This window comes from Mesorhizobium sp. NZP2077 (genome assembly GCF_013170805.1).
GTDB lineage: Bacteria > Pseudomonadota > Alphaproteobacteria > Rhizobiales > Rhizobiaceae > Mesorhizobium.
This window is the reverse complement of record NZ_CP051293.1, coordinates 2,269,195-2,285,136: the sequence shown is the minus strand read 5'-3', so window position 1 is coordinate 2,285,136 and position 15,942 is coordinate 2,269,195. Positions and strand designations below refer to the sequence as shown.

Here is a 15,942-nt window from a genome sequence, read left to right as displayed (position 1 = left end):
GCCTCCTCATGCCAGATCGACGCGACCGGCACGGTCAAGTCGCATCGAAAGCTGCAGAAGGACCAAAACAAGGGCCAGGACCACAGTGGCCAGCGCGGATCCGAGCGGCCAGTTGAGGGCCGTCCCGAACTGCGTCTGGAGCAAGTTGGCAACCATCGTTCCATTGGGACCGCCCACGAGGACAGGGGCAACGAAGTCGCCGAAGGCCAGGCAAAACGTCATCGTGGCGCCAGCGATGACGCCGCCCAGAGAAAGTGGAAAGATCACCTTCCAGAAGGTCATGAAGGGACCGACGCCCAGATCCTCTGATGCCTCGATCAGACGTCTTGGAATGTTGTCCAGAACCGTAAACAGCGGCATCACCATGAAAGGCACGAAAATGTAGACCAGCGTGATCACCATGGCGGTCTGATTATAGAGGAAGATGTCGAGTGGGGCATCGACGATGCCAGTTGAAACCAGCAGCGAGTTCAGCGCCCCGTCAGTGCCGAGAATGATCTTCCATGTGTAGGCGCGCAGCAGGTACGACACCCAGAGCGGCACGATTACCGACATGTAGAGAAGGTTGCGAAGTGCCGCCGATCTCACGGTGAACACCAGGAAATAAGCAAGCGGATACCCCAGGATGACGGCGCCCAAGGTGACGAAGGTCGCGATCTTCAGCGTCCTCACAATCACAGTCGTGTATTGCGGGTCGGAGAAGATCTGCACGTAGTTGCCGAACTGAAAATCCGGATGGAAGAGAGGAAATTGCCGGGTCCAGAAACCGACGGAAATCATGATGGCATAGGGAACCACAAGAAGGAGAAGAACCCATGCCAGTGGCAGCGAGAACAGGGCAAGGAAGCTTGCAAGCGTGCGGCGCGTCAACGTCATTCCTGGTCTTCCTTCGCGTTGAAGACCATGACGTCGTCCGGGTCGACCAGCAGGGTAATGTGGCTGCCAGGTTCAACCCCCGATGGAGATGAAACGGCCGTCCGGGGCAGCTCGGCGAAGAGAGGCATGGTGATTCCGTCCAGACCCAGTTCGAGACGCAGGCGGTCCCCATGGAAGAGGCTTTCCCTGATCACGCATTCCAGCGAATTGGTGGCTCCGGACGTCGCGGCGACAAAGCGCTCCGGTCGAATTCCAAGGGTGATCCTTCTGCCAGGTTCCCGCATCGCGGTCGCCCGACGGGAGCGCACCACCATGCCATTGCCGATGCGAAACGCGGCCGTGTCGCCGTCGCGTCCGATCAGTTCGGCCGGGACGAGGTTGGCCCCGCCAATGAAATCCGCCACGTAAGGATTGGCCGGATTGTCATAGAGCTCGATCGGCGAGCCGATCTGGGAGATGCGCCCCTGGTTCATGACGACGATGCGATCGGAAAGCGCGAGCGCCTCGGTCTGGTCATGGGTTACCATCAGGAAGGTGATGCCAAGCTCGCGGTGAAGGCGCTTGAGCTCGACTTGCATGCCCTCGCGCAGCTTGACGTCGAGCGCCGAAAGCGGCTCGTCCAGCAGCAGCACTCGGGGCCGGCGCACGATCGCTCTCGCCATTGCGACGCGCTGACGTTGGCCACCCGACAGTTCACCGGGGCGGCGATGCGCCATCCCCTCCAAGCCTACCAAAGTCACGGCTTCGCCGACACGCTTTGCCCGCTCCGCCTTGGGGACATTGTTCGATTTGACGGAGAGGCCATAGCCGATGTTGTCGGACACGCTCATGTTGGGAAACAGCGCATAGTCCTGGAAAACCGTGTTGACGGGACGATGATAGGGCGCGCGCTCGGTGACATCCTGGCCGGAGATCGAGATGCGGCCGGCGCTCGCCTGTTCAAAGCCGCCAATCAGCCTCAGGGTCGTCGTCTTGCCGCAACCGGAGGGGCCGAGCAGCGTGACGAACTCGCCTTCCGCGATGGCGAGGTCGGTCGGATGCAGGGCGGTGAAGGCGCCATAGGTTTTCGCAACGCCTTCAAGCGCCACGATCGATTTGGAAGTCATTGGTTCCCCAGACTTTTTATTGTTTCGTAAGTGGCGAGCGTGGCCGCGGTCGGGCCACGCTGTCGGCTCGATCAGGGGGCGGCCTTCACGGCGTTCCAGACTTCCAGATACTTGTCGAGGCGTTTCGGCTGCTGCCACATGACGAGGCTCTTGACGAACTCGATATTGTTGACCTGGCGCTCCTTCTTGAGCTCGTCGCTCATGCAGCTTTCCACTGCCTTGGGATTGACCGGGAAGTAGCCAGTGGATTCGGCGATGCCGCACTGGCCGTCCGCGGACTGCATGAAGGACATGAACTTGTAGGCGCAGTCCTGGTTGGGCGTGTCCTTGACCAGCATCATTGAGTCCATCCAGCCCTCGGCCTTTTCCTTCGGCGTGAACTCGACGACCTCGAAGCCCTTCTTGAGGTTGTTGACGTCCTTGCTCGTAAGCCCGGTCCAGGCGTTGGAGACGTACACCTCCTGGTTGGCCATCAACTCGGTCAATTCGCCGGCCGACGCCCAGTATTTGCGGATCAGTGGCTTTTGTTCGATCAGCTTCGCCTTGACAGCGTCCAGCTGCTCGTCGGTCAGGTCGAAGACGTTGTTGTAGCCCAGATAGCGAGCTGTCCAGTAGATCGCTGACTTGTCGTCCCACAACGAAATCTTGCCCTTGTACGCCGGGTCGAAGAGAACCGAGATCGAGTCCGGTTTGGTGGTGAACTTGTCAGGCCTGTAGATCAGTGACACCGACCCCCAAACGAGGGGCACGGCCCAGGTTGCACCCTCCGCCACGAAGTCGCTGTTTTTTGAGAATTCCGGATAGATGCTGTCATGGCCTTGGACCTTGGCCGTGTCGATCGCCTGTACGAAGCCCGCAAGCCGCATCATCGGCACCGTGTCGAGGGATGGTGTGATGATGTCGTACACACCGCCACCGGCCGCCAGCTTGGCCGCGAAATCGTCATTCGAGCCGACGTAGGAAGCTGTCACCTTGCATCCGGATTCGGTCTGGAACTTGGAGATGAACTTGTCGGCTGCGTAGCCCTCCCATGTGAGGATATTGAGTTCTGCAGCTGTGGCGGCCAACGTCTGTGCAGTGATGGCAACGGCCGCGAACGCGGCGATCATTGGTGTCTTGAGTGTTCTCATTCTCATTCCCCTTTCCTTTTTCAAAGCTCATTGTCTCTGTTTGGTTTTCCTAACGAGGGTCGCGATATCGATGCCGAGCGACTTGGCGGCGCTGCGTTTGCTTCGATTTCCGGCGATGGATTTTTCAATGACCCAAGCCTCGAACTCCCGAACCATGTCCTTGAGGTTGGCAGAGGGAGCCGCGTCGATGGGGTCGGCGTGCCTTGGAATGGAGACGGCCGTCGGGGTCGGCACAATGAAGTGCTCTGCAAGCGCCACCTGGTCGGCGGCCGCGGCGGCGCGCTCGAGAATGTTGACGAGCTCCCGTATGTTGCCGGGATATCCATGCGCCTTAAGTCTATCCATGAACTCGGGCGAGAGCCTGAGTTGCGGCTTGCGCCCAAGATTGAGGCGGCGAAGATGATGATCGGCCAACGCCTCCACCAAGCCTGTCTGGTTTCTCAGGGGCGGAAGCTCGAAAGCCATGACGGCGATGCGGTAATACAGATCGCCCCTGAACGCACCGCTGGCCACCTGATCCGACAGGTTCTCACTGGTTGCCGCGATGACCCGTACCCTCGCCTGCCGGCGCTGTGCGGAGCCGAGCCGGCTGAAGGTTTGCGTCTCCAGAACGGCGACGAGCTTCGACTGCGAGGACGCGGATAGATCGGTGACCTGGTCGAGGAAGAGAATGCCGCCGTCGGCAGCCTCCAGATAGCCGAGCTTGCCGCGTGTCGAAGTGTCCATCGGCGAGCCTGGCTCGATGCCGAACATTTCCCCCTCGAACTGGTCGTCGGAAAGCATGCCGCATCTGACATGGATGAACGGCGGCGCCTCAGGGTCCCCTGCCCTTCCCGCCGCCAGGGCGAGTTCAGTCTTTCCGGTTCCCGTCTCTCCCGTGAACAGCACGTTCGCCCCCCGCTCGAGGGCGGTCCTTGCCTGCTTTGCGATGGCCTCGATCGGAGGTAGCCGGACCAGACGCGTCCTTGCGCTCCCCCACGCCTCTGCCTCGAAGCGGAAATTATCCGACACGTCGGCGCTTCGGCCGTGCCGGCCGGCCTCCCTCATCGTCAAAAGCGCGCCATAGGCTCCGCCATCGGCGGTGCGCAGGATGCTCAGTGATGCGACGACGCTTCGCTGCGAGTTGAGGAGGCCGGCCACTTCGACGCGCTTGAGCTGCTGAAGGGCAGCGGAGAGTTTCTGTACGACAGGGCCTGCCGTCTTGGCGTGCTTTGCCAGTTCGGAGCCGACAAGGTCGCCGCCGGCCAGATTGAGCAGGAGCTCGAGCTTGCTGTTGACGAGTTTGATCTTGCCATCGACTTCAAGGAGCGCCGCTCCATCGGGAAGAGCTTCCAGAAAGGAACCAAATTGTGCATCGTCAATGAAAGACGGCCGCAGCCGGCGGTTGGCAAGGTTGGTGACGTCGTTGGCGTAGAACTTCATCACAAGGCCTCCTCTGCGAGGAGGCGAGTGCGGCGTTTGGCTCTGCGCCGTGCTGTCAGGACGTAACGTCGAACCTCGCCCTCCATGCGAGCGGAACGAAAGCGCCATGTGTCACGGCTGTCATCTGCCGAAATGACCCCAAGGTCGCATTCGCCATCCTCGCCATCTGAAGCCGCTCGGCGAAGCTTTTCGACGGCATTGCGCGTTTCGATGAAGTGCTGGATCGAACGTCCGAGAATCTGGTCGGCAGGGCGAGCCCAGGCGGCCTCAGCGGCCGGATTGGCTGCAAGAACCGCGCCCTGTTCGGAAATGACCAGGATTGGATCGGGAGTTGCGCTCAATATGTCGAGCATCGTGTCGGCTCGATCGGACAGTTGTTGTTCGCGCCTCTTGTGTGGACCAATATCCCGTGTCGTTCCCCAAAGACGGATCAGACGTCCGTCCTTGATGGCGGCACGGAAGTCGTTCTCAACGAGCATCTCGCTGCCGTCATGCCTGCGGTCAATGGCGGCGGCATGATCAAGTCGGTAGTTCGATCGTACGAGATCTCTCACCATCTGGCGGTTGACCTCGGTGTCGGGGAAATATCTCGACACGGCCTGCAAATTGAAGTCGAGGCCTTCCGGCACCCGGTAAAGCCGTGCCATCGCCTCATTGCAGGCGCGCCAGCGGCTCTCATTGGAAAATACCCGTTTGACGATCTCCTCTTCGGCAAGTGAGGTATCGACTGGGTCGAGGAATTCGATGCACCAGCACGCTTCTGTCGCCGCACCGATCATCTGAGAGAGGATTTCAACGCGCTCCACCAGTTCGGGGCCGATGCCCAACGTGGCAGGTGAAAGGGCCTGCTTGATGATGGCGAGGCCACGCGGCGCGTCTGGAATGGCGCTCGCAACCATCGGCACCTCGCTGTAGGAGGGCGTGTTTACCCAGATCGGAAACGTGGCATCCGCAATATGCTGTCCTTTGGCGATTGCCCTCAGCAACTGCGCGGACGTGCTGCTGTAGACGCGCTCGAGCGGCAGACCGCCCACTTCCCTGGCTTCGATCCCAAGTTCACGGGCCTCGAAATCGTTGACTTCTGATATGCGCCCCTCCTCATCGATCCAGTCGATCATGAGGAAGCCTAGATCGGCGATTGATGGCTTGGACGTCTTCATCTTGTGATCCTGCTGAGGGAAAGAGGGCGCATGTCCCACAGCGGCTGAATTCGGAAACGCGATGATCCAGCCACAGGGGACAACGAAGGCAATGCTAAATTCGCTTATACGGCAATTAAAATGGTTCAGGATGGACACTTGTGTGCACCGCCGCATCAAAATGATGCACATTTGCATCGTTTCGCCTCGGTATCGCACTGCGGACTTCACTGGGCTGCGGAAATTCGCGCATCTCATGACTGCAGCAGGTGCGTCAGGCAAGCCGCGCGAGTTGCCCCTTTTTGCATCGCCGCGATGCGATAGCCGACGTGGCGGCCAATTTTCTTGATATCGGCATTGATCATTTTCCCCACGCGTACCCGTGAGACGCCAACCGTGCGAGGGATATAGCTTGCCGATGCAGAATTGGCGCCGCAACTGCCACAGGCCACCGGTGCGTCGGCCCTTGTTCCGATCGAACACGCCGGTCCTGCACCAAGTCAGAAAGGAAACCGAGGAAACGGTCAATTTGACGGAGCTGGATGCTTCTCGCGGTCGAACACCCAGGAAGGCGCCAGGTCAGGCGCGACAATCTCTGTATGGTCCATACCTGAGCGGTGTGAGTAATCGTGGGTGAAGTTCTGTCTTTCATCATGCAGTTTTTTACCCGCGCGATAGGCGGCGGCAGCCCCAACGGAACGCCCTGAGCAGACCATCGGAGGGGCATGTTTCCGTTCATGCTTTGCGGTGAGTGGGTAACTCCCCGACCAGATGGCTAGGGCCTAAAAACCGTCTGCAACTTTCTCTACAGCAAAGGCGGGCGTTGGTAGGGCACGACCCCCTGCGTAGCGACCACCATTTTGCCGCCGCCCGGTGCTGGAATACGATCGACAAGTGCCTCTACCCTATAGTTGCGATTTTTGCGTAAAAACGGGAGTAGCCATTCTGCATCGTCGTTGTAGAACACCATCTTCTCGGCAGCCCTCACCAATTCGCTGTTTACCTCTCGCGTTTCTTCAGGTCTCAGCCCGCGAAACCGCGCACGAAAATAAGGGAACGAAAAGTACGGTTCCGTGCCACGTTCGCGGATCTTCGGATATATGCGAATCGCAATGTCAGGGGCCAATGGCGCTGTCTTGCTCACGACCCGATTGTCGTTCGCCGACCATCTTGGCTGGGTGTTGGTCGATCGCAATGCGACTGGCCGAAAGATCAAGCCAGTTTATTATTTTGTATCACCCCATCCGAATAAGACGAAGTGCCATGAACATTGAAATCCCAAGGTCGCTGCGGGACGCGCTGGTTGTTGATGCCGAACGTTTGGCTTCTTTGCACGCTCGGTTCGAGCCGAGATCATGGCCAATTAACCTCTGCCTCGATCAGTGCAGACCGAATTCGCGCAGCAATTCTTCGCGATAGTGCACGAAGCGGCTTTCGCTGCGCTCGCGCGGGCGTGGCACGTCGATGTCGATCAGCCGCGCCGCGCCGCCTTTCTCCTTGGGCAGGATCAGCACGCGGTCCGCCAGATAGATCGCCTCTTCCAGATCGTGGGTGACCATCACCATGGTGACGTTCTCTTCGCTCCAGATGCGCGCCAGTTCCTCCTGCATGCCGATCTTGGTCATGGCGTCCAGCGCTCCCAGCGGCTCGTCGAGCAGAAGAATTTCGGGCTGGACGGTGAGTGCCCGGGCGATGCCGACGCGCTGCGCCATACCGCCGGAAAGCTGGTTCGGAAAGGCGTCGGCGAATTCGGCAAGGCCGACCAGCCCGACGTAGAAGCGTGCGCGTTCCTCGGCTTGCTTCTTGGGCACGCCGCGGACTTCAAGGCCAAAAGCGACATTGCCGAGTACGGTCAGCCAGGGCAGCAGGCGCGGTTCCTGGAAGATCACCGCACGCTCGGCGCCGACGCCATGCACTGGCGTGCCGTCGATCGCGACGCCGCCGCTGTCGGCCGCCTCCAGCCCAGCAAGAATGCGCAGCAGCGTGGTCTTGCCAGAGCCGCTGGCGCCGACAATGACCAGGCATTCCCCCGAACGAATGTCGAGGTTGAGCGTCCGCAGCACGGCGAGCTGGCGCCCGCCGAGGCTGAAGGATTTGGAGAGGTCGCGGATCGAGACCTCTCCGCCACGATTGGAACCGGTCATCTCATCTCTCAGTTGTTTCAGAGCTTAGTTGGTCTTGGTTTCGCCGGGCCGGTACAGAATGTCGGCAGCTTTCAGCTTGCCCTTGGCCAGGCGGCCGTCGCGCTCCAGCACGGCAACCCAGAAATCTATGTCGCGGTTCGTCGCCTGCGCACCTTCTCGCAGACCAAAGCCGGTCCAGTAGCGGGCGAGATCGCCGTTTTCACCGCGTTTGTTGAGGATAGTGGCCAAAACCTTGCGGGCTTCATCCGGGTTCTGGCGCGACCAGTCTGAAGCGCGCGCCGACTGTTCGACGAAGTTGCGCGCCGCATCCGGATTGGCGGCAATGAAGTCGCGCCGCAGCACGACGAAGCCGCCGGCGAGTTCGCCGAGCACCTGGGTATCGTCGAACACGCCGCGCACGCCGCCATTGGCGACCAGCTCGCCGGCAAAGGTTGCCTGCCAGTAGCCGAGCCCGGCTATATCGACTTGGCGCGAGCGCAAGGTCTGCTCCAGCTGCGGACCGGGCACCACCACGAGGTTGGCTGCCTCCGGCGGTAGACCGACGCTGTGCAGCGCCTCGCGCACCGTGTAGTCGAGATGGGCGCCGAGCGTGTTGACCGAGATGGTCTTGCCGGCAATGTCCGCGATCGATTTGATTGGGCTGTCCTCGAGCACGTAGAAAACGCTTTTCACGTCCTTGTTGATGCCATTGCTCGGATAAACGGCGACGAAGTCGTTGCCGCCGGAGATCGAATTGATCACGGCGGCGGTCGCGGCGCCGCCAATGTCGACGCTGCCAGACGCCAGCGCAAACAGCGATTCCGGCCCGCCGCCCGCGTAGCCGGCATTTTCCAATTCAACACCGAGGCCCTTGTAGTAACCGAGCTCGTCGGCGAGCTCATGCGGAGAAATGCTGCCACGGCTGGCGAGGTAGCGGAACTTGACGGGTGCGCCTTGCGCAAAGGCGAAGCGGGGCAGCCCGGCGGCGATAATGCCGGCGGCAATGGGTGCACCGGCAAGCAGGGAACGACGAGTGATTTTCATGATCGGGTCTTTCCTGGATTGAGAGCGGCGGGCCTAGATTGAGAGGGTTGGTCAGTTGACGGGATTGCTCCAGCGGCACAGCCGCCGCTGCAGGACAACCAGCGCCTGGTTGGCGATCAGGCCGAGGCCGGCGAGGATGACGATTGCCGCAAACATCAGCGGGATCTGGAAATTGTACTGCGCGTTCATCACCTGGAAGCCGATGCCCTTGTTGGCGCCGATCATTTCGGACGCGATCAGCAGCAGCAGCGCGGTGGTGGCGCTCAGCCGCAAGCCGACGAAGATCGACGGCACGGCGCCCGGCAGCACGACGCGGCGGAATATGGTGAGCCGGCTCGCACCATAGACGCGCGCCATTTCGAGCAGCTTCGGATCGACTTCCTTGACGCCGCTGGTGGTGTTGAGCAGCAGCGGAAACAGGGTCGCCCAGAAGATGACGAAAATCTTGGAGGTTTCGCCCAGCCCCAAGAGCAGAATGAACACCGGGTAGAGCGCCAGCGCCGAGGTCTGCCGGAAGACCTGCAGGATCGGATCGAAGGCGGTTTCGACGGCGCGGACCTGGCCCATGAACAGGCCAAGCGGGATGGCGACGGCGACAGCTGCCGCAAAGGCAATGCCGGCTCGCTGCAGGCTGATGGAGATGTCGCCGAGCAGGGCGCCGCCGATAAGCCCTTTCCACAGGGCGGCGACAATCTTGTCAACGGGCGGCAGCACGGATGCATTGACCCATCCCACACTGCTCGCCAGCTGCCAGAGAACCAGGAACCCTACAAGGACCCCGTAGCGCGACAGGAAGCGGACGGCGGCTCGGCCATTCCAGCGTAGGAAATCCGCGGCGAGCCTGGTTCCGTTGCCATGCGTGCCGATGATGGCCGGCCGCTCGATGTGCTGCAAAGTCATCGTCATGCCCTTTCCTTGGAAGATTGTTGGCGCGTCGGGGAATTATTCGGCGGCCAGCACGGTGGAACGCGCAGCGGTCCATGGGTTTTCCGGCCGCCTGAGACCGAGATTCTCGCGCAGTGTGCGGCCCTCGTAAGCGGTGCGAAACAAACCGCGCCGCTGCAGCTCGGGGATGACCAGGTCGACGAAGTCGTCGAGCGCACCGGGCAGCCAGGGCGGCAGGATGTTGAAGCCGTCGGCGGCGTCGCTGGTGAACCATTCCTCCAGCTGGTCGGCGACTTCCGTGGCGCTTCCAACGATGGTGTAGTGGCCGCGCGCCGTCGCCACCCATTGGTAGAGCTGGCGGATGGTGAAGTTGTGCTCGTCTGCGATCTGCCGGATCAACGCCTGGCGGCTCTTCATGCCTTCGGTTTCCTTGCTCGGCGGCAGTGGGCCGTCGATCGGATAGCCCCTGATGTCGAGCGTCTGGCCGGCCAGGCTATTGAGTAGGGCCACGCCATCCTCGGGCAGGATCAGGTCGTTCAGCTGCTGATATTTGGCGCGCGCTTCTTCCGTTGTGCGGCCGACGAAGGGCGCCACGCCGGGCATGATCAGCACCTGGTCGGGATCACGGCCGACGGAAGCCACGCGCGCCTTGATGTCGCGGTAGAATTCCTGCGCGGTTTCGAGCTTCTGATGAGCGGTGAAGATCACCTCTGCCGAATGCGCGGCGAGCCCGCGTCCATCCTCGGACTGTCCGGCCTGCACCACCACCGGATGGCCTTGTACCGGGCGCGGCACGTTGAGCGGACCCTTGACGCTGAAATGCTCACCCTTATGATTGATGTCGTGCAATTTGTCCTTGTCGTAGAAGCGGCCCGACTGCTTGTCGCGGATGAAGGCGTCGTCCTCCCAGCTGTCCCACAGCGCCTTGACCGTCTCGACATGTTCATGCGCCCGTGCATAGCGGTCGGCATGGTTGGGCTGGACATCTCGGTTGAAGTTCTGGGCGGTCTCGTCGCCGGCCGAGGTCACGACATTCCAGCCCGCGCGGCCATTCGACAACAGATCGAGCGACGCGAATTTGCGCGCCAGCGTATAGGGCTCTTCATAGGTGGTGGAGGCCGTGGCAATGAAGCCCAGATGCGTGGTCAGCGGCGCCAAAGCCGCAAACAGGGTCACCGGCTCGAAGCCGGCGATCTTGGCATTGCCGCCTTCGCGGGCGCCGAGGCCGACGGTCAGGCTGTCGGCCAGGAAAAAGGCGTCGAACAGGCCGCGCTCGGCGGTCAGCGCAAGCTGCTTGTGGAACTCGAAATTTGTGGCACCGTCGGCCGGCGCATCGGGATGGCGCCAGGCGGCAATGTGCTGGCCGCCGCCGGGCAGGAAAGCACCAAGTTTGATCTGACGGGCCTGCCTGGACTTGCTGGATCTGGTCATTGCGGTTTCCTTCTGGGCTATAGGGGAAGGGAATGTGAATGTCGGTCGCGCGCTTCAGGCGGCGCGGTTGACGCTGAAGGGCGCTGCGAGCACCCGGCATGCCTCGGCCACTGCTTGGCGGGCGCGAGCGTGGATGGCTTGCGACACCAGCAGGCCATCCGTGAAGTCCTTGTCGGAAGCGTAGATCGCGGTCGGCATGGTCAGCGCCTCGAAGAAGCCGAACAAGGGCCGCAGCTGGTGCTCGACGATCAGCGAGTGACGCTCGCCGCCACCGGTGGCAGCCAAGATGACCGGCTTGCCGCGCAGCGAGGACGGGTCGAGCAGGTCGAAGAAATGCTTGAACAACCCGGTGTAGCTGCCTTTGAAAGTCGGGGAACCGATCACCAGCACGTCGGCGCCCGTCACTTGCTCGACAATGTTGCGGGCCGATGGATCCAGATCACCAATGCGCCTGGCCAGCGGCAAAGACGGACCGAGATCCTCAATATCGAAAACGGTTTCAGTGGCGCCGATTCCGTTCGCCAGTTCGCCCGTGATGTGGCTGATGAACGTCCTGGTCTTTGATGGACGGGTCAGGTTGCCCGATACTCCTACCACCAGCTTTCTCGACATTTTGGGCTCCTCGCAAAGCATTCGATGTGCATTAAGCCTAGCGATTTTGTAGAATTAAATGAGCGAGAGGATTTCAAAACAGAGCCGGCAGGGGGATTGAGTTTGCGCGTTCGAGCCGTTCCTTGGATCAGCAGGTGCGGATTTTGGCCCTACGGTCTTCAGCACAGCCCGGGTTCAAGTCCCCGCTCGACATCGCAATTGCCCCGACGAAGAGCAAGGCGGAGCAAGCGCCGCGTTGAGGCGGCTCCCGAAGCTTCGCAACGACCGTCAAGGGGCGTGGGCCTGAAAGCTCGCCCGTCTTCGCGTCGCCGGTTGTCATGGTGGCACCACGAGAAGCGACCAGCATTCACCGCCCGACTGCGCAGGAGCGATACTGAACCGGGCGGAGAATTCGCACCTGCCGTTTCGAAAGCGGGATCGAACGCGACAGGGTTTCCGGTCGATCGGCTCATTGCAGCATTTCGTGTCGATCTTTTCCGCCGTCCGATACCTTTTCGTCCCATCCCAGACCAACCGCTCCGCAGCCCAAATTCGAACCCATCGACGCCAGGCCATGGCCGCGTGGGAAGCCGTGAGTGCACGGCCTGCCTGAAAAGCGCGGTGTTGGCCTCACGCGGCCAATTTCAAACAACATGACAACGCACAGGGATTACATCTTGGGCGCCTGCATTTCCGAAGATTTGCGCGGAACAAAGCCAAGGCTGAATCCGAACAACCCGGCAATCCTCTGTAGCGTCTCCACCGTCGGATTAGCCTTGCCTGTCTCAATCTCGGCGACCTGACGTTTCGTAGTCCCTGTGATCTCGGCGAATTGCTCCTGCGTCAGGCCAAGTGACCTCCGGATTTCCGCCACTGCATCAGGAAATCGCAACTCGCCTGCTTCGGCTTTTTCACGAAGGAGGGCGCGTAGAGTGCTGATCTCTGCCTTACTTGGCTTCTTCCATCTTGGCATCCTCGTCTGCCCTTATGTAGCTGGCGCTGTGATCTCGTCGGAAGACGCAGCCAGGACATTGCTGGCGACCTCATCGCATCGGATCATTGCTAAATCGATCACCTCTTGCGGAATGTTGAACTCGGCCGCACGGTTGCGCCACTCCGGCAGGCGCTCCGCGAACCCGCAGATGTCGCCTAGCAGACGGTTGGCGTTTTCTTGATTATCCGGGAAAATTCCCCTGCAAACTTCGGCCCAATCGGGAGAGGTGTCGCGATGAGTATCCCTCATGGAGGCCCAACGAGTCGACTTCACGATGCCCTCGGTAGCAAGCTGCATTGGAGCAAAATCGAACAACGGTGCGAGTGTTGCGCCCCCATTAGGTCCCTTCGACATGGCGGTATTTCGCCCATGATTGTCAGGATTGCCGAACGCCCGATTAGCGATGTCACGCTTCACATATTCAACGATGTCCATGTAGGGATCATTGGAATACAGTTTTAGAACATCGATATAGTCCTCGTGGCTCGCAAGATGTCCGAAATCGGCCACGCCGATTGCCGATACCATGCTTTCTTGACCAACGCGCACCACGGTTGCGTCATGTCGGACCTCGCGGTCAAAGCGCGGGATGATCAGAACGCCTTCGGCATAGACCGACGGTTTATAGACATTGAGACCAATTTCGCGAGCAAGCGCAGAGTAACCGGCCTCGGCCTGGAGGATTAGCCGGTCCCGTTCGTCTTTGCTCCTCAACAGTTTGACTATGAAATGACCAACGGCTTCGTCATCCCGCACAAATGCGTCAGGATAATAAAGACCGTCGTGTGCCAGCGTCAAAGCGACCTTCGGCCATTCGCCCTGTAGTCCGCTTGAACCCGATGCCAGCAAGCCAAATCGGTCGACGACCTCAATGAAGAGATCGCTCCGTCCCAATATGTCATTCTCGGTCACCCCGACGCGTGTAACGTTCGCAAGCCTATCCTGCTCGGCAGCGGCAGCCTCGCGAATACGGATATTCCCAACCGGGTTGCCAGCGGCGCGAATTAGAAGTGGCAAGTCCGAGGAACGGGACTCCACGTCGATTTTCATATGTTCCGCGAGCTTTCGCCTAGCATGGCCCTGTGGCATCAGATCGAGTAGAAACGGAGGCCAGGTTGGAAGATATCGATTTTCTAGATCGACAGGATACCGAACCGACAGAGCACGTGCGTCAGTGACATCACCGTGGGCATTCCGGTCCGCCGCTGCATGCTCCATGAAATAGTCCACGTCATACTCGACAACCGATTGGCCTCGGTAGCCATGGTTTTCATCATCTATTTCGAGGAAGGCGCTCTGACGCCACTCCCCTTTCCAGAATGTCTCAATAGTAAGTTTCATATGATTACAGACCCTTTAAGTGGTATCAATAATCGTAACTAGCGCAGTTTTCAACCCCTAAAGGGGTCTAATTATAAGGATTTGACGTGAGAAACCCGTCAGGTGTCAGCGCGCGCCATGTGGGCTGGAGTGGGTATTTGCGACACCTGCCCGGCTGATCCGACCGCACCGCTGGCCGCCGCGACAACCACCGTCTCACCCGGCTTTGTCTATCCGATGGTGAGCAAGCCGGCATAGGCGGTGAAGCACGGCATACAGAGTACGCCGAGCGCCGTCGTAACGGGCGCTGCGACGGGGTCGAGCTTGCGCGGTCCGACACCAACGGACAGCGCAAAACTCTGCCATCCCGAATGGGAGAGCACGATGTCCCCTTCGGCAAATTCCGCACGGCGAGATCTGACGACGCGCGCCACGGTGCCGCCGTCCATGACCCATCGATCTTGACCGGCTTGGCGTAGGATTTGGCGTCGTTTAAGCGGCCGCGAACATAGGGATCAAGTAACAGATAGAGGATCTGCAGCACGCCTGCCAAAAATTCCTGTCAGCTGCGATCGCCCATCCGTGCGAGGGTTATCTTCTGTTCATTGATCGTGCGGACCGCATCCATGACTGTCCGCGAAGCGGATGATGAGACGTTTGATTGCCCCTTCAGGACGCGATGCACCGTACCGACGCCGACGCTCGCCGCCGCGGCAATTTCCTTGATGGTTCCCAGTCGTTCGATCCCGATCGCCGGTTCGTATGTCATGTCCAACTCTCCTCGCCACAATGAGAAACGGGCGGCGGCTGCACAGCCGCGGCTGCGCAGCCTCCTGCATCAGGTCTTGCGGCTCTTCTGGCGATAGACGTCGGCAATCACGGCGGCGATAATGATCAGCCCCTTGATGATCTCCTGATAGAAAGCATCGACGCGCAGGAAGGTGAAGCCCGACATCATCGTGCCGAGAATAATCGTGCCGATCACCGTGCCTGTGATGCGGCCGACGCCGCCGGTCAGCGAGGTGCCGCCGATCACGGCTGCGGCAATCGCGTCAAGTTCGTACATCACACCCATTCCGGCCTGCGCAGTTTGCGCGCGCGATGCGGTGACAATGCCGGCGACGCCCGCGAGCAGACCGGCGACGGCATAGACCTTGATCAGGTGGCGCTCGACGTCGATGCCGGAGACACGTGCGGCCTGCACATTGGCGCCGATGGCGTAGGTGAACTTGCCATAGCGCGTATAGCGCAGCGCCACGTGGAAGATCACGGCGACCACCAGAAAAACCACCACCGGCCAGATGCCCGAGCCGATGAAGGTGAACTGGTCGGTCAGTCCCGACACCGGTTGACCCTTGGTGTACCACTTGCACAAGCCCCGCGCGGATACCATCGTGCCCAGCGTCGCGATGAAGGGCGGGATCTTGGTGTAGGCGATCAGCGCTCCGTTGAACACGCCAGCGAGCAGGCCGACTGCCAGTCCGACCAGGATCGGGATGACAAACGGCAAGTCGGTGAGCGAGGGATAGAGTGCTTTGGTCCAGGCCGACGATTGCGCCAGGCTGGCCGCGATCATGGCCGTCAGGCCAACCATGGAACCCGACGACAGGTCGATGCCGCCGGTGATGATGACTTGGGTGACGCCCACCGCAATGATGCCGATGACCGAGACCTGCAGGATCATGATCTTCAGGCGTTGCGCATTCATCAGGAAGCTCTGGCCGACAAAGATCCAGCCGAGCAGTTCGAACACCAGTGCAATTCCAAGCAAGATGAGAAGGATGTTGGCTTCGACCGGCAGTCGGCGCCTGTTGGCCCCGATCCCAGTGAAAACGGCGGGTCCCGGCAATGTGCTGTTCGTTGACATGTTGTATCCTCCCT

The 15,942-nt window shown here is 60.4% G+C and carries 15 protein-coding genes and 1 pseudogene; all 16 read right to left on the bottom strand.

The annotated features are described in order from the left end of the window. Window positions 1-6: 6 nt before the first annotated feature. Complete coding sequence (locus HGP13_RS11155; RefSeq protein ID WP_245951612.1) at window positions 7-870, bottom strand: ABC transporter permease; 864 nt, start codon at window positions 868-870, stop codon at window positions 7-9. Window positions 871-872: 2 nt separating this feature from the next. After that, a complete protein-coding gene (locus HGP13_RS11150) occupies window positions 873-1,982 on the bottom strand; it encodes an ABC transporter ATP-binding protein (protein ID WP_109658951.1) in 1,110 nt (369 codons plus the stop codon). A gap of 71 nt (window positions 1,983-2,053) precedes the next feature. Next, window positions 2,054-3,118, bottom strand: a complete 1,065-nt coding sequence (locus HGP13_RS11145) for an ABC transporter substrate-binding protein (protein ID WP_246707331.1) — start codon at window positions 3,116-3,118, stop codon at window positions 2,054-2,056. Between the two features lie 21 nt (window positions 3,119-3,139). After that, window positions 3,140-4,534, bottom strand: a complete 1,395-nt coding sequence (locus HGP13_RS11140; RefSeq protein ID WP_170136654.1) for a sigma 54-interacting transcriptional regulator — start codon at window positions 4,532-4,534, stop codon at window positions 3,140-3,142. Then, window positions 4,534-5,832 carry a PAS domain-containing protein gene (locus tag HGP13_RS11135; protein WP_170136653.1) on the bottom strand — a complete coding sequence of 433 codons (1,299 nt, stop codon included), beginning with the start codon at window positions 5,830-5,832 and terminating at the stop codon, window positions 4,534-4,536. Before HGP13_RS11135 ends, HGP13_RS11140 begins: the two co-directional genes overlap by 1 nt. Before the next feature lie 646 nt (window positions 5,833-6,478). Then, a complete protein-coding gene (locus tag HGP13_RS11125) occupies window positions 6,479-6,817 on the bottom strand; it encodes a hypothetical protein (protein WP_146211760.1) in 339 nt (112 codons plus the stop codon). A gap of 235 nt (window positions 6,818-7,052) precedes the next feature. Further along, complete coding sequence (locus HGP13_RS11120; protein WP_172225039.1) at window positions 7,053-7,817, bottom strand: ABC transporter ATP-binding protein; 765 nt, start codon at window positions 7,815-7,817, stop codon at window positions 7,053-7,055. Between the two features lie 24 nt (window positions 7,818-7,841). Then, a complete protein-coding gene (locus HGP13_RS11115) occupies window positions 7,842-8,840 on the bottom strand; it encodes an ABC transporter substrate-binding protein (protein WP_109658945.1) in 999 nt (332 codons plus the stop codon). 51 nt (window positions 8,841-8,891) lie between these two features. Further along, a complete protein-coding gene (locus HGP13_RS11110) occupies window positions 8,892-9,740 on the bottom strand; it encodes an ABC transporter permease (protein ID WP_109661170.1) in 849 nt (282 codons plus the stop codon). Between the two features lie 42 nt (window positions 9,741-9,782). Further along, window positions 9,783-11,156 carry an LLM class flavin-dependent oxidoreductase gene (locus tag HGP13_RS11105; RefSeq protein WP_109658944.1) on the bottom strand — a complete coding sequence of 458 codons (1,374 nt, stop codon included), beginning with the start codon at window positions 11,154-11,156 and terminating at the stop codon, window positions 9,783-9,785. Window positions 11,157-11,210: 54 nt separating this feature from the next. Beyond that, the gene (msuE, locus tag HGP13_RS11100) at window positions 11,211-11,768 is read right to left on the bottom strand and encodes an FMN reductase (protein ID WP_109661168.1); all 558 of its coding nucleotides are present in this window, start codon (window positions 11,766-11,768) and stop codon (window positions 11,211-11,213) included. A gap of 649 nt (window positions 11,769-12,417) precedes the next feature. Continuing rightward, complete coding sequence (locus HGP13_RS11095; RefSeq protein WP_109658943.1) at window positions 12,418-12,720, bottom strand: helix-turn-helix transcriptional regulator; 303 nt, start codon at window positions 12,718-12,720, stop codon at window positions 12,418-12,420. Window positions 12,721-12,732: 12 nt separating this feature from the next. Next, entirely contained in the window at window positions 12,733-14,082 is a 1,350-nt protein-coding gene (locus HGP13_RS11090; RefSeq protein ID WP_109658942.1) for a HipA domain-containing protein, read from the bottom strand. Window positions 14,083-14,216: 134 nt separating this feature from the next. Beyond that, window positions 14,217-14,605 (bottom strand): annotated as a pseudogene (locus HGP13_RS11085) (NADP-dependent oxidoreductase); the annotation flags it as partial. Window positions 14,606-14,623: 18 nt separating this feature from the next. Then, on the bottom strand, window positions 14,624-14,830 hold the full coding sequence (locus HGP13_RS11080) for a LacI family DNA-binding transcriptional regulator (RefSeq protein WP_109658941.1): 207 nt from the start codon (window positions 14,828-14,830) through the stop codon (window positions 14,624-14,626). Window positions 14,831-14,899: 69 nt separating this feature from the next. Then, the gene (locus tag HGP13_RS11075; RefSeq protein ID WP_109658940.1) at window positions 14,900-15,928 is read right to left on the bottom strand and encodes an ABC transporter permease; all 1,029 of its coding nucleotides are present in this window, start codon (window positions 15,926-15,928) and stop codon (window positions 14,900-14,902) included. Window positions 15,929-15,942: the final 14 nt, after the last annotated feature.